Annotated in this window: 18 protein-coding genes; 10 read left to right on the top strand and 8 right to left on the bottom strand. The window is 68.2% G+C overall.

The window, feature by feature from the left end; all coding sequences use genetic code 11:
• The first annotated feature begins 8 nt into the window (after window positions 1-8).
• The 9 genes from LRK53_RS14935 to LRK53_RS14895 all read left to right on the top strand — a co-directional run bounded on the left by LRK53_RS14935 (window position 9) and on the right by LRK53_RS14895 (window position 10,870).
• Window positions 9-2,024 carry a chemotaxis protein CheA gene (locus LRK53_RS14935; protein ID WP_027492088.1) on the top strand — a complete coding sequence of 672 codons (2,016 nt, stop codon included), beginning with the start codon at window positions 9-11 and terminating at the stop codon, window positions 2,022-2,024.
• A gap of 281 nt (window positions 2,025-2,305) precedes the next feature.
• Window positions 2,306-4,012, top strand: a complete 1,707-nt coding sequence (locus tag LRK53_RS14930) for a methyl-accepting chemotaxis protein (RefSeq protein ID WP_027492087.1) — start codon at window positions 2,306-2,308, stop codon at window positions 4,010-4,012.
• 399 nt (window positions 4,013-4,411) lie between these two features.
• The gene (locus LRK53_RS14925) at window positions 4,412-4,918 is read left to right on the top strand and encodes a chemotaxis protein CheW (protein ID WP_027492086.1); all 507 of its coding nucleotides are present in this window, start codon (window positions 4,412-4,414) and stop codon (window positions 4,916-4,918) included.
• Between the two features lie 18 nt (window positions 4,919-4,936).
• Complete coding sequence (locus LRK53_RS14920; protein WP_027492085.1) at window positions 4,937-6,661, top strand: methyl-accepting chemotaxis protein; 1,725 nt, start codon at window positions 4,937-4,939, stop codon at window positions 6,659-6,661.
• Window positions 6,662-6,663: 2 nt separating this feature from the next.
• Window positions 6,664-7,548: a CheR family methyltransferase gene (locus LRK53_RS14915; protein ID WP_027492084.1), complete on the top strand. Its 885-nt coding sequence runs from the start codon at window positions 6,664-6,666 to the stop codon at window positions 7,546-7,548.
• Window positions 7,545-8,195: a chemoreceptor glutamine deamidase CheD gene (cheD, locus tag LRK53_RS14910; RefSeq protein ID WP_037089273.1), complete on the top strand. Its 651-nt coding sequence runs from the start codon at window positions 7,545-7,547 to the stop codon at window positions 8,193-8,195. The genes LRK53_RS14915 and cheD overlap by 4 nt, the downstream gene beginning before the upstream one ends.
• Window positions 8,196-8,272: 77 nt before the next feature.
• Window positions 8,273-9,364 (top strand): protein-glutamate methylesterase/protein-glutamine glutaminase, encoded by a 1,092-nt coding sequence (locus LRK53_RS14905; protein ID WP_027492082.1) that lies wholly within the window; start codon window positions 8,273-8,275, stop codon window positions 9,362-9,364.
• Window positions 9,365-9,381: 17 nt separating this feature from the next.
• The gene (locus LRK53_RS14900; protein WP_027492081.1) at window positions 9,382-10,560 is read left to right on the top strand and encodes a methyl-accepting chemotaxis protein; all 1,179 of its coding nucleotides are present in this window, start codon (window positions 9,382-9,384) and stop codon (window positions 10,558-10,560) included.
• A gap of 10 nt (window positions 10,561-10,570) precedes the next feature.
• A complete protein-coding gene (locus tag LRK53_RS14895) occupies window positions 10,571-10,870 on the top strand; it encodes an STAS domain-containing protein (RefSeq protein ID WP_007507420.1) in 300 nt (99 codons plus the stop codon).
• An 85-nt stretch (window positions 10,871-10,955) separates the two neighbouring features.
• Here LRK53_RS14895 and LRK53_RS14890 read toward each other — a convergent pair whose 3' ends face one another.
• Window positions 10,956-11,306, bottom strand: a complete 351-nt coding sequence (locus tag LRK53_RS14890; RefSeq protein WP_027492080.1) for a hypothetical protein — start codon at window positions 11,304-11,306, stop codon at window positions 10,956-10,958.
• Between the two features lie 210 nt (window positions 11,307-11,516).
• Between LRK53_RS14890 and LRK53_RS14885 the strand changes: the two genes are divergently transcribed.
• Entirely contained in the window at window positions 11,517-11,879 is a 363-nt protein-coding gene (locus LRK53_RS14885; RefSeq protein WP_027492079.1) for a hypothetical protein, read from the top strand.
• A gap of 28 nt (window positions 11,880-11,907) precedes the next feature.
• Here LRK53_RS14885 and LRK53_RS14880 read toward each other — a convergent pair whose 3' ends face one another.
• The 7 genes from LRK53_RS14880 to miaB form a co-directional block, all read right to left on the bottom strand.
• Window positions 11,908-12,471, bottom strand: coding sequence for an NUDIX hydrolase (locus LRK53_RS14880; RefSeq protein ID WP_027492078.1), 564 nt, complete (start codon window positions 12,469-12,471; stop codon window positions 11,908-11,910).
• A gap of 73 nt (window positions 12,472-12,544) precedes the next feature.
• Window positions 12,545-13,561, bottom strand: a complete 1,017-nt coding sequence (locus tag LRK53_RS14875; RefSeq protein ID WP_235642357.1) for a magnesium and cobalt transport protein CorA — start codon at window positions 13,559-13,561, stop codon at window positions 12,545-12,547.
• Window positions 13,562-13,601: 40 nt separating this feature from the next.
• Window positions 13,602-14,807: a lipoprotein N-acyltransferase Lnb domain-containing protein gene (locus LRK53_RS14870; RefSeq protein ID WP_027492076.1), complete on the bottom strand. Its 1,206-nt coding sequence runs from the start codon at window positions 14,805-14,807 to the stop codon at window positions 13,602-13,604.
• Between the two features lie 6 nt (window positions 14,808-14,813).
• The gene (locus tag LRK53_RS14865) at window positions 14,814-15,653 is read right to left on the bottom strand and encodes a CorC family transporter (RefSeq protein ID WP_027492075.1); all 840 of its coding nucleotides are present in this window, start codon (window positions 15,651-15,653) and stop codon (window positions 14,814-14,816) included.
• Window positions 15,654-15,855: 202 nt separating this feature from the next.
• A complete protein-coding gene (ybeY, locus tag LRK53_RS14860) occupies window positions 15,856-16,353 on the bottom strand; it encodes an rRNA maturation RNase YbeY (protein ID WP_051257526.1) in 498 nt (165 codons plus the stop codon).
• 27 nt (window positions 16,354-16,380) lie between these two features.
• Window positions 16,381-17,403, bottom strand: coding sequence for a PhoH family protein (locus LRK53_RS14855; protein ID WP_027492073.1), 1,023 nt, complete (start codon window positions 17,401-17,403; stop codon window positions 16,381-16,383).
• 128 nt (window positions 17,404-17,531) lie between these two features.
• Window positions 17,532-18,875 (bottom strand): tRNA (N6-isopentenyl adenosine(37)-C2)-methylthiotransferase MiaB, encoded by a 1,344-nt coding sequence (gene miaB, locus LRK53_RS14850; protein ID WP_037089269.1) that lies wholly within the window; start codon window positions 18,873-18,875, stop codon window positions 17,532-17,534.
• Window positions 18,876-18,936 lie beyond the last annotated feature (61 nt).

Genomic DNA, 18,936 nt, shown 5'->3' with positions numbered 1-18,936 from the left:
AAACGCCGATGGCGACGGTCGACCTGACCCAGTTCCACAAGACCTTCTTCGAGGAAAGCCTGGAAGGGCTCGACGCGATGGAGGCGGCGTTGCTGGCACTGGACTCGGGTTCGACCGACCACGAGTTGGTGCACACGATCTTCCGCGCGGCGCATTCGATCAAGGGCGGCGCGGCGACCTTCGGCTTCGCCGACGTCGCCGCGTTCACCCACGTGGCCGAATCGCTGCTCGAAGAAGTGCGCAGCGAGCGCCGCGCGGTGGATACGGCACTGGTCGACCTGCTGCTGCGCTCGGTCGACTGCCTGCGCGCGATGCTGGCGCGATCCGCCGGCGGCCAGCCGGCAGCTGATGCCGACAGCGAGACGCTGCGCGGCGAACTGCTGCGCCTGGCCAGTGGCGAGGCGGTGGCGGCGCCCGCCGCGGTCGCGTCCGGAGTCGCATCGGCAAGCGGCTGGGACATCCGTTTCGTCGCGCTGCCGCACCTGCTGCAGACCGGCAATGATCCGCTGCGGCTGTTCCGCGAGCTGGAGCAGCTGGGTCGGCTGGAGGTGCGGCGCGCGTTCGTGCTCGACAGTGCGCCGGCGCGGCTGGCCGAGCTCGATCCCAGCCAGTGCCACCTGGGCTGGGAGCTGCGCCTGCACGGCGCGGTGGCGCGCGGCGACGTCGACGCGGTGTTCGACTGGCTCGACGGCGACTGCGAACTGGCCATCGAGGCGTTGCCCGGGGAGACGTCGGCGACCGCGGCGGATCCGGTGGCGATGGCCGCGCCGGCAACGGCACCCGTGCCCGCAGCTGCTGCGCCGCCGGCGCGCGAGACGGCCACCGTTCGCGCCGCTTCCGGCGAAGGCAGTTCGATCCGCGTGGGCGTCGACAAGGTCGATGCGCTGATCAACATGATGGGCGAGCTGGTGATCACCCAGTCGATGCTCAGCGACATCGGCGAGAATTTCCGGCCGTCGCAGCTGGAGCGCCTGCGCGAAGGCCTGCTGCAGCTTGAACGCACCACCCGCGAGCTGCAGGAGAGCGTGATGCGCATCCGCATGCTGCCGATCGGCTCGGTGTTCAACCGCTTCCCGCGGCTGGTGCGCGACCTGGAGCGCAAGCTCGGCAAGCAGGTCAGGCTGGAGTTGCACGGCGAACATACCGAGCTGGACAAGACGGTGCTGGAAAAGATCGGCGACCCGCTGGTGCACCTGGTGCGCAACGCGATCGACCACGGCCTGGAGCTGCCGGCGCAGCGCAAGGCCGCCGGCAAGCCGGAGAACGGCACGCTCAAGCTCAACGCCTACCACGAAGGCGGCAACATCGTGGTGCAGATCAGCGACGACGGCGCCGGGCTCAACCGCGCCGCCATCGTGGCCAAGGCGCAGCAGCGCGGGCTGCTCGGCGCCGGCCAGGAACCCAGCGACGCCGAGGTAGCCGAGCTGATCTTCCAGCCGGGCTTCTCCACTGCCGCGCAGGCCACCGACCTGTCCGGCCGCGGCGTCGGCATGGACGTCGTGCGGCGCAACGTGCGCGATCTCGGCGGCAGCGTCGGCGTGAAGAGCGAAGCGGGCAAGGGCAGCGTGTTCACCATCGCGCTGCCGCTGACCCTGGCGATCATCGACGGGCTGGTGACCGCGGTGGGCGATGAGCGCTACATCGTGCCGCTGACCTCGATCGTCGAGTCGCTGCGGCTCAAGCCAGAGGCGGTGCGCCGGATCACCGGCGGCGGCGAGGTGTTTCATTTCCGCGAGGAATACCTGCCGATCATGCGCCTGCACCGCGCCTTCGGTTGCGCCGACGCGGTCACCGAGATCGAACGCGGCATCGTGGTGGTGATCGAGGACGCCGGCCGGCGCATGGGCCTGCTGGTGGACGACCTGCTGGGCCAGCAGCAGGCGGTGATCAAGTCGCTGGATGCGCATTACCGCCGCGTGCAGGGCATCTCCGGCGCAACCATCCTCAGCGACGGCTCGGTGGCGTTGATCGTCGACGTGGGCGGCGTGGTGCGGCTGGGACAGCGCAGCAAGGCCGCTGCCTGAGAGGTCGTGATTTTTCAACCTCTCAGGCCGGCCACGGCGAGGGCATGGCGAGGGCATGTCGAGGGCATGGATGCCCGAGTTGAGGCAACGCATGTGAGCGAGTCCGGGCGTGTACCGGACTCGCGACGGAAGAAAACCACAGGAAGTGGTTTTCTTCACAAGCCCTGAGCGCAGGAGTCGGCCGGTCTGTGCCCAAGCAGCCAGGGAGCCGTCATCGACGTGAAGGAGGGTATCAAATCAATCGAGGCCATGGGGTCCGCATACTCCAACGGGAGGGAGGCATGTTTTCCAATGTGCACGACTTTTTTCATCGCTTGAGTCTCAATATCAAGGTGATGCTGGTGGTGGCCGTGGTGCTGGTCGGCTTGGTCGCGCTCACTGTGATGAACACCTTCCAGGGCCGCGATCTGTTGGTGCGTGGCGTGCAGGGGGCGTTGCAAAACAACGTGGAATCGGCGATCTCCATCGCCACGGCCTGGGATGAACGTGCCGCCAGGGGCGAATTGAGTCGGGCCGAGGCGCAGAAGCACGCATTGGCGCAGATCCACGACATGCGGTGGGGCGATGGTGCAGGCTACGTGTTCGCCTTCGGCGACGACTACACGCTGGCCGAGCATCCGATAATGCTGGACAGGCTCGGCAAGAGCGTACGCGACATGGTGGACCGGAATGGCAAGCCGATCTTCCAGCTGATGCGCGAAGTGGACGCTCGGGACGGCAGCGGCGTCACCTATTACGACTGGCCGAAGCCCACCAGCAAGAAGATCGTGGGCAAGATCACCTACTCGGCGTTGTACAAGCCTTGGGGCATGCACTTTGGCGCCGGCGCCTACCTCGACGAGGTCGATGCGCAATTCGTGCACATGATGAAAGTGCGCATGGCCAGGGTGGCGTTGATGGCGCTGCTGGTGGTGCTGGTGGTGTGGTTGACCATGCAAAGCATTCGTCGCAGCATCGGCGGCGAGCCGACATTCGCGGTGAAGATGGTGGGCCGCATGGCTGACGGCAATCTGTCGGTGGAAGGCGCCGAGGGCGTGAAGCTGGCGCCGGGCAGCATGATGCACGCGATGCAACGGCTGCACCTGAAACTGATCGAGGTGGTGGGCCAGGTGCAACATGGCTCGCAGGCAGTGAGCAGTGCCGCGCAGCAGATCGCCAAGGGCAATGACGACCTGAGCCAGCGCACGCAGGAACAGGCCTCCAGCCTGGAGGAAACCGCCTCGTCGATGGAGGAAATGACCTCTACCGTGAGGCAGAACGCGGAGAACGCCAGCCACGCCAATCAGTTGGCGAACGGCGCGCGCGAACAGGCCGAGCGCGGCGGCCAGGTGGTGGCGCAGGCAGTGGCGGCGATGGGCGAGATCAGCGCATCGAGCCGCCGGATCGCCGATATCGTCGGTCTGATCGACGAGATCGCGTTCCAGACCAACCTGCTCTCGTTGAACGCAGCGGTGGAGGCGGCACGCGCCGGCGAGCAGGGCCGCGGCTTCGCGGTGGTGGCCAGCGAGGTGCGCAGCCTGTCGCAGCGCAGCGCAGCGGCGGCGAAGGAAATCAAGGTGCTGATCGGCGAAAGCGTGGATCGGGTGCAGGCCGGCAGCGCGCTGGTGGAGCAGTCCGGTGCGGCGCTGGCGGACATCGTGGACAGCGTGAGGAAGGTCACCGACATCGTGGCGGAGATCGCGGCAGCCAGCCACGAGCAGTCGGCCGGCATCGACCAGGTGAACCGCGCGGTGATGCAGATGGACGAAGTGACCCAGCAGAACGCGGCGCTGGTGGAGGAAGCCGCGGCGGCGGCGCGGGCGATGCAGGAGCAGGCCGGCCAACTGCAGCGGCAGATGAGGTTCTTCCGGCTGGACGGCGCGCCGGCAAAGCCCGCGCAGGCGGCGTCGGCCTCGGCGCGCGTGGTGGCGTTGCCGCGCAAGCCGGCGACTCGCACGGCCGAACCGACCCGGTCGACCGCGGCGGCTGGCGGCTGGACCGAGTTCTGAGAGGTTGTGATTTTTTCAACCGCTCAGGCCGGCCACGGCGAGGGCATGTCGAGGGCATGGATGCCCGAGTTGAGGCAACGCAGGAGCAGTTGCCCGATGCCCGAGTTGAGGCAACGCAGGGAGCGGTTGCCCGATGCCCGAGTTGAGGCAACGCATGTGAGCGAGTCCGGGCGTGTACCGGACTCGCGACTGAGGAAAACCACAGGATGTGGTTTTCTTCACAAGCTCTGAGCGTAGCCGTTTTCCGCTGCCGCTGTTGCCGCTGCTGCCGCTGCTGCCGCGAGGCCGGCAGTAGCGGTTTTGCCCGGCGACTGCGCTGTACTCAAGTCCTCCCTGGCAAGGCCGATACAGGCATCGAGGCCGGGTGCCTGCAGACACCCCTCACAAGGTAGACGATCCATGCATGAAAACAACGCGGACACGGCGCCCACCGTGCAGCAGCTCACCTTCAGCCTGGCTGGCGAGGAGTACGGCGTCGACATCCTGACGGTACGCGAGATCCGCGGCTGGACGCGGGTCACCCGCATTCCGCAGACGCCCGCCTATGTGCTCGGCGTGTTGAACCTGCGCGGCGCGATCGTGCCGGTGATGGACCTGCGCCTGCGCTTCGGGCTCGAGCGTGAGAGCTACGGCGACAGCACGGTGATGATCGTCGTGGCGGTGGCCGAGCGCCTGTTCGGCATCGTGGTGGATGCGGTGTCCGACGTGGTGGACATCGACATGGCGGCGATCCGGCCGGTGCCCGACATGGGCGCGATCGTCGACACCCGCTACCTGAAGGGCCTGGCCACCCATGCCGAACGCATGGTGATGCTGCTGGACGTGGAGAAGCTGATGCGTCCGGAAGACGTTGAAACCCTGGACGCCGCGCTGACGGACGTCCGGGATGTCGAAGTTGCCGCCTGATCCGATCCGGGAATCACGATGAACATCAAGAAATTCATGGCACGTTTTACCAGGCTGCCGACGCTGTCCGTCAGGGCGCGCCTGATCGGCACGTTCGCGCTGCTCGGGCTGATGCTCGCGGCGGGCGCGGCGGTCGGCCTCGGCATGATGCAATGGCAGAACGAGGGCCTGCGCCACAGCTACGAGGAGGGTATGGTGCCGGCGCAGCTGATGGCCACCTTGCGCGCCAGGTCGCTGATGAACTTCGTCGTGCTCGGCGAGGCGGCGGGGGCGATCAAGAAGCCTGACCAGGTGAGGCAGAAGGTTGCGGAGTCCGAGAAGCTCCAGCAGGAGGTCGCCGGGATCGACAAGCAGCTGTCGGCGCTGCCGATGAGCCCGCAGATCGCGGCGAAGTACAAGGCCTACCGCGCCACCGACGCGGAGTACGAGAGCGGCCTGAAGGACATCTACGATGCCCTGCGCCAGGCCGATGAAGGCACCAGCGACCTGCTGGAAATGCAGGTGCGCCCGCAGCTGATGCTGCGCGTGGACACGCTCGACAAGCTCACGCAGGCGCAGAGCGACGAGGTGAAGCAGACGTACCAGACCCAGGTCGGCCGCTACAAGGTGGTGCGGCTGCTGGTGCTCGCCGCGCTTATTGGCGGCCTGCTGCTCGCACTGCTGGTGTCGACCTTGCTGGTGCGCTCGATCAGCGGCACGCTGGCGCATGTGGTGAAGGTGGCGCATGCCATTTCCGAAGGCCAGCTGGGCCATGCGATCAGGGTCGGGCGGCACGATGAGCTGGGCCGGCTGCTGGAGGCCTTCCGCGTCATGGACGAGCGCCTCGGCGCGATCGTGGGCGAGGTGCGCCACGGCTCCGATGCGGTCAGCAGCGCGGCGCAGCAGATCGCGCGCGGCAACGACGACCTCAGTCAGCGCACGCAGGAGCAGGCCTCCAGCCTGGAGGAAACCGCCTCGTCGATGGAGGAGATGACCTCCACCGTGAAGCAGAACGCGGAGAACGCCAGCCACGCCAACCAGCTCGCCCGCGGCGCGCGCGAGCAGGCCGAGCGCGGCGGCGAGGTGGCCGGCAAGGCGATTGCCGCGATGGGCGAGATCGACGCCTCCAGCCGCAAGATCGGCGACATCGTGGGGCTGATCCAGGAGATCGCGTTCCAGACCAACCTGCTGGCGCTGAACGCGGCGGTGGAAGCGGCGCGTGCCGGCGAGCAGGGCCGCGGCTTCGCGGTGGTGGCCAGCGAGGTGCGCAGCCTGGCGCAGCGCAGCGCCGGCGCGGCGAAGGAGATCAAGGGCCTGATCGCCGAGAGCGAGGAGAAGGTGAAGAGCGGCTCGGAGCTGGTCAACCAGTCCGGCAAGGCGCTGGCCGAGATCGTCGAGAGCGTGAAGAAGGTCACCGACATCGTGGCCGAGATCGCCGCGGCCAGCCAGGAGCAGTCGGCCGGCATCGACCAGGTCAACAACGCGGTGATGCAGATGGACGAGATGACCCAGCAGAACGCCGCGCTGGTCGAGGAGGCCTCGGCGGCGGCCCGCGCCATGCAGGAGCAGGCCGGCGAGCTGTCCGAGCAGGTCGGCTTCTTCCACCTGGCCGGCGATGGCGCAGCGAAGGAGGCCGCGCCGCAGGATCGCGCGAAGGACGTGAGCCGGGCCACAGAGGCGGTGTTCGCCGCCGTGCGCAAGACGCCGCCGCGGATGGCGTCCGCCGCCGAGACGGCGGACGCTGGCGCCTGGAAGGAATTCTGAGCATGGGCGCCGTCGCCGGCATGATCGGAGGCGATCCGGGGCCGGCGGACGGCGGCGCGGTGCTGCTCGGCGATGCCGAGTTCCGCTTCCTGCGCGAGTTCGTCCACGAGTATTGCGGCATCTCGCTGGGCGAGCACAAGCGCCAGCTGGTGCAGGGGCGCCTGGCGCGGCGGCTGCGCGCGCTGGGCCTGCACCACTTCGGCGCCTATTGCGAGCTGTTGCGGCGCGACCCGGACAGCGAGCTGGACAACCTTGCCAGCGTGATCAGCACCAACGTGACCTCGTTCTTCCGCGAGCAGCATCATTACGACCTGCTGGTCGACGAATTGCTGCCGCAATGGCTGCAGCAGAAGCGCCGCAGCGGCGATCGCCTGCGGATCTGGTCCGCCGGCTGTTCTACCGGCGAGGAGCCGTACGCGCTGGCGATGGTGCTGGCCGAGGCGCTGGAGCGCCATGGCGGGGCGGGCCTGGATGCGAAGATCCTCGCCACCGACCTGTCGCCGCAGGTGCTGGAAACCGCGCGCAACGGCGTCTACCCGCTGGAACGGCTGGCCGGCGTCAGCGACGAACGCCGGCGCCGCTGGATGCTGCGCGGCGCCGGCGAATATGAAGGCTTCGCCTGCGTGCATCCGCGCCTGCGCGAACTGGTGAGCGTGCAGCCGCTGAACCTGTTGCACGAGTGGCCCATGCGCGGTCCGTTCGACGCGATCTTCTGCCGCAACGTGGTGATCTACTTCGACCAGCCAACCAAGCAGCAGCTGTTTCGCCGCTACGCCGCGCTGCTGCCGGCGGGCGGCTACCTGTTCCTCGGCCATTCCGAGTCGCTGCACGGCATCAACGACGATTTCGAGCTGATCGGCCGCACCGTCTACCGGAAGCGCGGATGACGCCGGTAGTGACGGTCGAGCGCCGTAGCGCCACGCTGCCCGAGGCCATGCCCGGCTTCGAGCACCTGCGCCGGTTCTGGGACCCGACCCAGGGCCGCATGGTGGTGCGGGTGCTGCCGGGCGAGTTCTACGTGAGCGGCAGCGACGAGCTGGTCAGCACCGTGCTCGGTTCGTGCGTGTCGGCCTGCATCCACGACGCGGAACGCGGCGTCGGCGGCATGAACCACTTCATGCTGCCCGAGCCCACCGGCGAGCGCGACAGCTGGTCGTCGGCCAACGGGCGCGCGGCGCGCTATGGCAGCGACGCGATGGAGCAGCTGATCAACGCCGTCCTGAAGGCGGGCGGCCAGCGCGCGAACCTGCGCGTGAAGGTGTTCGGCGGTGGCCGCGTGCTGGCCCAGCTGAGCGACGTGGGCCAGCGCAACATCGACTTCGTGCACCGCTACATCGAGGCCGAAAGGCTGCAGCTGGCGGCGGAGGACCTGGGCGACGTCTACCCGCGCCAGGTGCAGTTCTTCCCGCACAGCGGCCGGGTCCGCGTGCGCCAGTTGCGCCGCAGCGACGACGTGGCGCTGGTGGCCGACGAGCGCGGCTACCTCAAGCGTTTGGCAAACGATCCGATAAAGGGTGAGGTCGAGCTGTTCTAGCGCCGTGGTTCCGGCGTGGCGATCGACCGGGCGACCGTCGCGGGCGACGGGGCCGTGGCTGCATGGCAAGGTGAGCAATGGATAGAGTGCGTGTTCTGGTAGTCGACGATTCCGCATTGGTGCGCAAGCTGATGTCGGCCATGCTCGCCTGCGATCCGGGCATCGAGGTGGTCGGCACGGCGGCGGACCCACTGATCGCCCGCGAGAAGATCAAGCAACTCAACCCCGACGTGCTGACCCTGGACGTCGAGATGCCGCGCATGGACGGGCTGACTTTCCTGGAAAACCTGATGCGGCTGCGACCGATGCCGGTGGTGATGGTGTCGTCGCTGACCACGGAAGGGGCCGACGTGACGCTGCGTGCGCTGGAGCTGGGCGCGGTGGACTTCTTCGCCAAGCCGAGCAGTGACCTCGCGTCCAGCTTCGGCGACGGCGCGCAGGAGATCTGCGCCAAGGTCAAGCTGGCGGCGCTGGCCAGGCCGCGCGCGCGCACCACGGTGCGCAAGCTGGATGTGGCGCCGCGGTTGTCGGCCGATGCGGTGCTGCCGCGCGTGCAGACCACGGGCACGCGCGGCGGCAGCCCGATCATCGCGATCGGCGCCTCCACCGGCGGCACCGAAGCGGTGCGTGTGGTGCTGGAGGCGATGCCGCCTGACGCGCCGCCGATCCTGGTGACCCAGCACATACCCGCCGCCTTCAGCGGCCCGTTCGCCGCGCGCATGGACCGCTGCTCGGCGATGCGCGTGTGCGAGGCGCAGGACGGCCAGCCGGTCCAGTCCGGCCATGCCTACATCGCGCCCGGCAGCCACCACCTGCTGGTGATGTGGGACGGCGCCAAGTACGTGTGCCGGCTGCACGACGGCCCGCCGGTGAACCGGCACCGCCCCAGCGTCGATGTGCTGTTCCGCTCGCTGGCGGCCAGCGCCGGCGCCGCCACCATCGCCACGCTGCTCACCGGCATGGGCGACGACGGCGCACGCGGTTTGCTGGAGTTGCGCCAGGCCGGCGCCGCCACCCTGGTGCAGGACGAGCCAAGTTCGGTGGTGTGGGGCATGCCCGGCGCCGCCTGGAAGTTGGATGCCGCCGCCGAGATGCAGCCGATCGACCACATGGCGGCACGCCTGCTGGCGCTGGCCCGCCGACCCCATACCGGCGCCAGCGGCGCCTGACCCGCGGATACTGGACCATGTCATTCACTCCTGCCTCGTTGTTCCGACACCAGCTTGTGGGCTGGATCGCCAGCGCCGTCGCCTTGTTGCTGGCGCTGGCCTGGCACCCCGCCTGGCTGGCGCCGCTGCTGGTGGTTGCGCTGACCTTGGCTTGGGCCGTGCCGACACGACCCGCCGCGCCGCCGGTTGCGCAGACTGTTGCCGGCGCGCGCGCCGAGCCGGTACGCGAGGCGCTGGAGGATGTGCGCAGCGCGCTGGTCGACGAGCTCGGCCATGCCACCCGCGAGCTGCATCAGGGCCTGGACCTGCTGCGCGACGCGGTGTCCGAGCTGGGCGGCGGCTTCGACGGCCTGTCCAGCAAGACCGCGCTGCAGCAGTCGCTGCTCAAGCAGATCATCGAGGTGCAGGACGGCGACGTGTCGGTGCAGGATTTCGCCGCGCGCACCGGCGACCTGCTGGAGCACTTCGTCGGCATGATCGTGCAGATGTCGCGCGAGAGCCTGCGCATCGTCTACCGCATCGACGGCATGGCGAAGGAGATGGACGCGGTATTCGGCCTGCTGCGCAACGTCAATACCATCGCCGAGGAGACCAACCTGCTGGCGCTGAACGCCGCGATCGAGGCCGCGCGCGCCGGCGAATCCGGTCGCGGCTTCGCGGTGGTGGCCGGCGAGATCCGCAACCTGGCGAGCAACTCCAACCAGCTCAACGAGCAGATCGGCGGCCACGTCGAGCGCGCGCGCTCGGCGATGGAGCAACTGCGCGGGCTGATCGGCGCAATGGCCTCGCAGGACCTCAACGTGGCCTTGTCGGCCAAGGGCGGCATCGACGCGATGACCGCCCATGTCACCGAGAGCGACGCGCGCACCAGCGCGGTGGCCGACCAGGCGGTGGAAATCAATCGCGGCCTCGGCAGCGACGTCTCCACCACCATCCGTTCGCTGCAGTTCGAGGACATCCTGAGCCAGCTGATCAGCCAGACCCGCACCCGGCTGACCGAGCTGCAGGAAGTCACCACCGAATGCACCCGCGACATCGAGGAGCTGGCCTGCGCTTCGCTGGAGGCCGACGCGCTGGAGGAACGCGCCCAGCGCGTGCGCAGCCGGCTGGCGATCCAGCGCGAGAAGGCGCGCCTGCGCTCGCGCGGCCCGGCGCTGCAGAACACCATGGACGCCGGCGAAATCGAACTCTTCTGAGGATTGCCCCATGATCGTCCACCACGACAGCGAACTCGATTGCCTGACCCTGCAGCTGGGCGAGCGTTTCGACTTCAGCATCCACCGCGATTTCCACGACGCCTGCCTGGGCAGCGGCAAGCCCGCGCGCAGCTACGTGATCGACCTGGGCGAGGTCACCGGCATGGACAGTTCGGCGCTCGGCATGCTGCTGCTGCTGCGCGAACACGCCGGCGCCGACCGCGCCGACATCCGCATCGTCAACGCCTCCGGCGAGCTGCGTGGCACCTTGCGCGTGGCCGGTTTCGACAAGCTGTTCGTGCTGCACTGAAGGCCCGCTGGCGCGGAGCGCTGCGCAGCGGCGGATACCAAAAAGGCTCCGCAAGGAGCCTTTTTGCGTCACGCTGCCGGCAGTATCACCAGGTGCGCACGTCGACCACGCTGACGGTGTAGCTGTCCATGTCCGCCTGGTAGCGGAACAGCCGGCCCAGGTCGAAGTGCACGGTTTCGCCCGGGGCGATGTTGGCGGTGCCGGCCGGCCAGCCCTGCTTGCTCTGCAGCACCTTGCCGCCGGCGTCCTTGACCTCGATGCGGATCTGCGCGGCCGAGGCCGCGGCACAGTTGTTGACCAGATCGCCGCGCAGGCTGAGGCGCGATGCCGCGACGCCGGGCTTGAAATCCTTGATGGCGAAATCGCCAGGTGCGCAGGCGGCCTGGGCAGCCAGCGGGGCGAACAGCAACACGGCGGAAACAACGAGGGCCTTCATGGGGGGAACTCCATCGGACAGTGGGGGAACCGCAACGCGGGAAACAGAACCACCCTCTATCGACACCACCACGCAGAACTTGAGCGCCATGCCGCGATCCCGCCGCCGCGCCGCGGTGCCGGGCGGCGCCGTCGGCTAAAGAATCCCCGCCGCGTGCCGATCTTTTTCCATGCCCGCATCGAAGGCATACATCGGGATGGCCCCAAACTCATGAAGACGCTCCTCCTCTCCGCGGTACTCCTGTTCGCCCCGCTGGCCGCCCAGGCCAACTGCACTCCGAAGGACTTCGCCGTCAAGGACTTCAAGCCCGGGGTCAACAACACCGGAACGTCGACACGGATGAGCCTGCGCGGCGACCTGGTCAACAACTGCGCCGCGGCCTCGGCCGCGCAGATCCGCATCGACATCAAGGACGATGCCGGTTCCGTCATCCAGAGCAAGCAGGCGTGGCCGGCCGGCACCTCCAACATTGCCCCGGGCGAAACCGTGCACTTCGACCTGGGCCGGCTGTTCCGCTACCAGTCCGGCATGAGCAGTTTCACCATCAGCGTGGTCGACGTGCGCACCTGGTGAGCGGTCCTGCCCGTCGCGGCCGGTGCACTCAGCCGTTGGCGTGCTCGATGAACCACAGCCCGGCGAACAGCTTGGGGTCGATCGAATAGCCTTCGGCGGCGCGCGCGAACAGCCAGGCGCCCGCTTCGCGGCGCGGCACCTCGTGCACGGTGATGTTCTCGGTGTCGTCGCCGCCGCCGGGGCCGACCTTTTCCAGTTCCCACGCACGCACGAAGGTGATCATCTCGGTGCTCATGCCCGAGGACGACGGGCCGCGATGGACGAACTCCACCCGCTGGCAGCGCCAGCCGGTTTCTTCCTCCAGCTCGCGCCGCGCGGCCAGCTGGGCGCTCTCGTCGGCCTGACCAGCCAGATCGCCGACCAGGCCGGCCGGCATCTCGATGGTGTTCTGCAGGATCGACACGCGGTACTGCTCGACGAACAGCACCTTGTCCGACGGCGTCACCGCCAGGATGATCACCGCCCCGCCGGGGTTGTTGCGCTCGGCGTATTCCCAGCGGCCGCGCTTGCGCAGGCTGAGCCAGCGGCCTTCGTAGAGGGTTTCCACCGGCGCGGCGGCGTCGGCGGGAATGTGGCTGCGGGAGTCGTTCATCAATGATCGCGTCCGGGGGAAGGCCGGCGGACATCTTGGACGTTCCGCATGACAGCGACAACCGCCGGTCGCGTTACAGCCATTTCGCGCGCTTGAGCCCGAGGTAGATGCCGCCGACGACGCCGCCCACCACCACGATGATGCCGGGATAGGCCCAGGGCTGGGCGAGCTCGGGCATGTGGGTGAAGTTCATGCCGTACCAGCTGGTCAGCAGGGTCGGCGCGGCGAGCATGGCGGCCCAGCCGGCGAGCTTCTTCATCACCTCGTTCTGGCGCAGGCTGACCAGCGAGAGGTTGACGTTGATCGCCGCGGTGAGCATCTCGCGCATCGCGCCGATCGCCTCGTTGACGCGGAAGGCGTGGTCGTAGACGTCGCGGAAGTACGCCTGCAGCACTTCGGGGATCAGGTTTGGGTGCAGCCGGATCAGCTGGTTGACGATGTCCTGCAGCGGCGCCACCGCCAGGCGCAGCGTCATCAGGTCGCGTTGCATGTCGTACAGCCGGCGCACCGTGCTGCTCTTGTACGTTTCGCCGAAGATGTCGTGTTCGAGCTGCTGCACCTCCTCGCGGAAGTCGCGCACGATCGGCAGCAGGTTGTCGACGATGAAGTCGAGCACGGCGTACAACCCGTAGCTGGGGCCGTTCGCCAGCAGTTCCGGCGTTTGCTCGCAGCCGCGCCGCGCCGGTGCGTAGGATTGCGAGGCGCCGTGGCGCACGGTGACCAGGTAGCGCGGGCCGAAGAAGATGTGCGTTTCGCCGAACGCCAGTTCGCCGTTGACCAGCTGCGCGGTCTGCACCACCAGGAACAGCGAGTCGCCGTAGGTTTCCAGCTTGGTGCGCTGGTGCGCGGCGTGCGCGTCCTCGATCGCCAGGTCGTGCAGGCCGAACTCATCCTGGATCTTGCCCAGCAAGGTCTCGTCCGGCTCGTACAGGCCGACCCAGACGAAGGTGTCGGGCTCGGCCAGCACCTCGCTGATGGCGTCGATGGTGACCTCGCCGATCCGCGTGCCGTTGTTGCGGTAGGCGACGCAGTTGACCACCATCGGCAGGTCGGTGCTCGGGGTCGCGGCGGGCGGCGTGGTCGGGTTCATGCCTGCATGATGCCCCGCGCGGTGGGGCGCGGCAATTGCATCAGCGGCGGCGCAGGCTCCACGCCAGCGCCAGCCAGCACGGCAGGGCGAACAGCAGCCACGGCTGGTTCTGCTGCGCGGTGCCGGGCAGCAGGTGCAGCAGCACGGCGACCATGCAGGCGAGCAGTTGCAGCGCGATCGCGCCGTCGATGAAACGCGAGGCGGCAAGGCCGCGGCGCGCGCGCCACAGCGTCGGCAGCAGCACGAACGCGAGCGGGTTGAACAGCAGCAGGTTCGCGTTGGCCCACGCCGAGTGGTGGGTGGTCAGCGTCCACAGCACCAGCAGCAGCAGGCCGACCGCACCGGCCGCGAGCAGGTATAGCGTGCCGAGCAGGGCGTAACCCGCGGGCCAGCCGCGGCGGGCGAGCAGGAGCAGCCCGGCCAGCAGCAGGCCGGCCAGCGCCAGTGGCAGGCGCAGGTCGGGCGCGGCCGCCGGCGGCGCCTGCAGGCGGTTGGGCGAGACCAGCTGCTCGTCGCGCAGCAGCGGATGCAGGGCGCCATGGCCGTCGTCGACGCGCACCTCGCGCAACTGCGCCTGCAGCACCTCGGGCAGGAAGCTTTCCTGCCAGGCATTCAACGGCTGGTCGGCATACGGTCCCAGACCCAGATCGAGCAGCAGCGCCAGCCAGGGCTGTGCGCTCATCAGGCGCACGGTCTGCTGGCGGTAGGTCATGCCGCCGGCATGCGCCTTCAATGACGTTGCCAGCACGCCGCCCAGCGCCTTGTCCAGCGCGTCGCGCACGCGGGTAGTGCAGTTGTCGACGTAGTAGTCGTAGGCGTAGCCGGCATTTTCCGGGCGCAGGTTCCACAGCAGGTAGTCGCGCAGCGCGGCGGCCTGCGCGGGGCCGAGCGCCAGCGTCTGACGGGTGACCGAGCGGCCGGCCTCGACGTAGTAGCTCTCATCCTGCGCGCTGGGCCCCGCGTCCATCAGGTAATGCATGCGGCCGCGGGCGAAATTCACGAAGAAGTTCTTCTCGCTGAAGTCGAACACGCCGTAGTTGAAGTTGACCGCCTCGCCGGAGACCGTGTCGCGCAGCTCGATCGCGTCGTGGCCGAAGCGTTCCCAGTAGGTTTCGCCAGGGCCGTAGGTGACCAGCGACACCTCGAGGTTCGCGCCGGGGGCGTTGGCGATGCCGGCGTGGGCGGGCGAAAGCGCGGCCAGCAGCAACAGCGCGAGCAGCAGGAGGTGGCGGCCGACCAGTTTCATGCGGTGCTACTGCTTGACCACGCGGAAGGCCTGCACGCGGCGGTCGTCGGCTTCGGTGACGTGGAACAGGTAGCCGCCGACGGCGACTTCCTCGCCGATCTCGGGCAGGTGGCCGAACTCGGCAGTGACCATGCCGCCGACGGTGTCGTATTCCTCGTCGGGGAAATCGGCGCCGGTCTGTTCGTTGAAGTCCTCGATCGGGGTCAGCGCGCTGACCAGCCAGTCGCCGCCGGGCTGTTCATGCATCAGTTCGGGTTCTTCCTCGTCGTCGTGCTCGTCGTCGATCTCGCCGACGATCTGCTCCAGCACGTCTTCGATGGTGACCAGGCCGGCGACGCCGCCGTATTCGTTGACCACCAGCGCCATGTGGTTGCGGCTGAGCCGGAATTCCTCCAGCAGCACGTTCAGGCGCATCGACTCGGGGATCAGCACGGCCGGGCGCAGGATGGCGCGGATGTCGAAGTGCTCGGCGGCGCCGAAGTACTTCAGCAGGTCCTTGGCCAGCAGGATGCCGAGGATCTCGTCCTTGTCCTCGCCGTGCACCGGGAAGCGCGAGTGGCCGGATTCGACCACGGCGGCGAGGACGTCGGGCAGCGGCGACTCGGCGGCCAGCATCACGATCTGCATGCGCGGCACCATCACATCGTCCACGCTCAGTTCGGTGACCTTGATCGCACCCTCGACCATGGTGAGGGTGTTCACGGACAGCAGTCCGTTGGTCTGGGCGGAGCGCAGTTCCTCGATCAGTTCGTCGCGGTTGCGCGGTTCGCCGGAAAACATGTGGCCCAGTCGATCCCACCAGGTTCGGTGGGCCGGGCCGCTGGTACTGCCAGGGTCGTCGCTCATTACTCGTTGGGGGTCTGCCCGAAACCGGGCGGAAGGCCGATTCTAGCGGAAAAAACGTGACGGTTCAGGGCACAAGCGCGCTGTTGCTGCTTTCCCTGCGGGCAGGGGGAGGCTGGAAGGAGGTGGCGGCGGGTGGCGGGGAAGATCAAAAGCGCACCCCACCCCGACCCTCCCCTGCGTTGCAGGGGAGGGAGCAAAGCGTTCAGGCGTAGGGGTCGGCGATGCCGAGGCCGGCCAGGACGCGGGTTTCCAGCGCTTCCATCGCTTCGGCTTCGGCCTCCTCGGTGTGGTCGTAGCCGAGCAGGTGCAGCACGCCGTGGACGGTGAGGTGGGCCCAATGGTCGCGCGGCGATTTGCCCTGCTCGGCGGCCTCGCGCAGCACTACCGGGGCGCAGATCGCCAGGTCGCCGATCAGCGGCAGCGCCACGCCTGGCGGCAGCTCGGCGGGGAACGACAGCACGTTGGTGGCGTAGTCCTTGCCGCGGTAATCGCGGTTGAGCGCGCGGCCTTCGTGGGCATCGACGATGCGGATCGCCAGCTCGGCGCCTTTGCGCCGCTTCGCCCCGCGCAGCGCCGCCTCGACCCAGCGGCGGAAGCTGGCCGGCGCGGGCAGGCCGGCGCGCGGCACGGCGTAGCCGAGGTGGACGAGAACGGGATTCGGGATTCGGGATTCGGGATTCGGAAGAGCGGTGTGCGGCATGTCGGGTATCCGTGGCTGCGATGAAGATCAGGTTGCCGGTTTCGGCTTTTCCCGAATCTCCAATCCCGAATCCCGAATCCCGGCTTCTTCCTCGAACGCCTCGTAGGCGCGCACGATCTTCGCCACCAGCGGGTGGCGCACCACGTCGCGCGAGGTGAAGAAGGTGAAGCTGATGCCGGTGACCCCGCGCAGCACCTCGACCGCCTGGCGCAGGCCCGAACGGGTACTGCGCGGCAGGTCGACCTGGGTGACGTCGCCGGTGATCACCGCCACCGTGCCGAAGCCGATGCGGGTGAGGAACATCTTCATCTGCTCGACGGTGGTGTTCTGTGCCTCGTCGAGGATCACGTACGAATCGTTCAGGGTGCGCCCGCGCATGTAGGCCAGCGGGGCGATCTCGATCACGTTGCGCTCGATCAGCTTGGCCACCTTCTCGAAGCCGAGCATCTCGTACAGCGCGTCGTACAGCGGGCGCAGATAGGGGTCGACCTTCTGGCTGAGGTCGCCAGGCAGGAAGCCGAGCTTCTCGCCGGCCTCGACCGCCGGGCGCACCAGGATCAGTCGCTGTACCCGGTTCGCCTCCAGCGCCTCGACCGCGCTGGCCACCGCCAGGTAGGTCTTGCCCGTGCCGGCCGGGCCCACGCCGAAGTTGATGTCGTGGCTGGCGATCGCGTGCAGGTAGCGCGCCTGGTTCGGACCGCGGCCCTTGATCACCCCGCGCTTGACCTTGATCACCATCTCCTGGGCGCCTTCGACGGCCGCCTCGGTGATCGCATCGATGCCGGATTCGGCCAGCTGCAGGTTGATCTGCGCACCGGTCAGCATCTCGCTCCCGGTGCTGGCGTACAGCGCGCGCAGCACCTTCTCGGCGGCGCGCACGGGCGCCTCCTCGCCGATCACCTGGAAGATGCTGCCGCGGTGGTTGATCTCCACGCCCAGGCGCAGCTCCACCTGGCGCAGGTGCTCGTCGAACGCCCCGCACAGGTTGGCGAGCCGGGCGTTGTCTTCGGGGTCGAGGGTGAAATCGCGCTGGTTGAGGCCGTTGGTCATGGGATACGTGTCGAATGCGTGTTCCTGTGGGCGTCATTCCCGCGACAGTGGGAATCCATTTCGTCGAAGCATCAAGCTCAAGCCGGACTCCCGCTTTCGGGGGCGGCGTCGGCATGCGAGGGACGGAGTCAAGCGGTCGCGGCGTCGGCTGTTTTCACCCGCCCGCGCAGCGAATTGCTCATTGCGTCGGTGATCACCACGTCGACGAACTGGCCGATCAGGCGCGGGTGGCCGGCGAAGTTCACGTAGCGCATGTTCTCGGTGCGGCCGCTGAGTTCGTGCGGGTTGCGCGTGCTGGGCTTTTCCACCAGCACGCGCTGCACGCTGCCGACCATCGCCTCGTTGATCTTCTTCGCGTTGGCGTTGATCGCGGCCTGCAGGCGTTCGAGGCGTTGGTGCTTCACCGCCATCGGCGTGTCGTCGGCGAGCTTGGCCGCCGGCGTACCGGGGCGGGCGGAGAAGATGAAGGAGAAGCTCTGGTCGAAGCCGACGTCGTCGATCAGCTTCATGGTCTTGCCGAAATCCTCGTCGGTCTCGCCGGGGAAGCCCACGATGAAGTCGGACGACACGCAGATGTCCGGCCGCACCGCGCGCAGCTTGCGGATCTTCTGCTTGAATTCCAGCGTGGTGTAGCCGCGCTTCATCGCCGAGAGGATGCGGTCGGAGCCGGCCTGCACCGGCAGATGCAGGAAATTCGCCAGCTGCGGCACGTTGGCGTAGGCCTCGATCAGCGAATCGGAGAACTCCAGCGGATGCGAGGTGGTGAAGCGGATGCGGCCGATGCCGTCGATCTGCGCGATCGCGTGGATCAGCACGGCGAGGTCGGCGATGCCGCCGTCGAAGGTCGGGCCGCGGTACGCGTTGACGTTCTGGCCGAGCAGGTTCACCTCGCGCACGCCCTGCGCGGCGAGCTTGGCCACTTCCACCAGCACGTCGTCGAATGGCCGGCTGATCTCCTCGCCGCGGGTGTAGGGCACCACGCAGTAGCTGCAGTATTTCGAGCAGCCTTCCATGATCGAGACGAACGCGGTGGGGCCTTCCGCGCGCGGTTCGGGCAGGCAGTCGAACTTCTCGATCTCGGGGAAGCTGATGTCCACCTGCGGCTTGCCGCTGGCGCGCTGCGCCTCGATCAGCTGGGGCAGGCGGTGCAGCGTCTGCGGGCCGAACACCAGATCCACGTAGGGCGCGCGCTTGACGATCGCCGCGCCTTCCTGCGAGGCCACGCAGCCGCCGACGCCGATCAGCACCGGCTTGCCGTCCCGCTTGTGCTGCTTCCAGCGGCCGAGCTGGCTGAACACCTTTTCCTGGGCCTTTTCGCGGATCGAGCAGGTGTTGATCAGGATCACGTCCGCCTCGGACTCGTCCTGGGTCAGCTCCAGCCCGTGCGAGGCCTTGAGCACATCGGCCATCTTGGCCGAGTCGTACTCGTTCATCTGGCAGCCGTGGGTCTTGATGAAAAGTTTGCCGCTCATGGGCGTGGGGTACCGTGGTTCGTGAGGCCGGACGCACCATCCGGTGAACCGCGCAGTCTAC

This window comes from Rhodanobacter thiooxydans, from assembly GCF_021545845.1.
In the GTDB taxonomy this organism is placed as follows: Bacteria; Pseudomonadota; Gammaproteobacteria; order Xanthomonadales; family Rhodanobacteraceae; genus Rhodanobacter.
The sequence above is the reverse complement of the archived record's forward strand: the minus strand, read 5'-3'. Positions and strand labels throughout refer to the sequence as shown.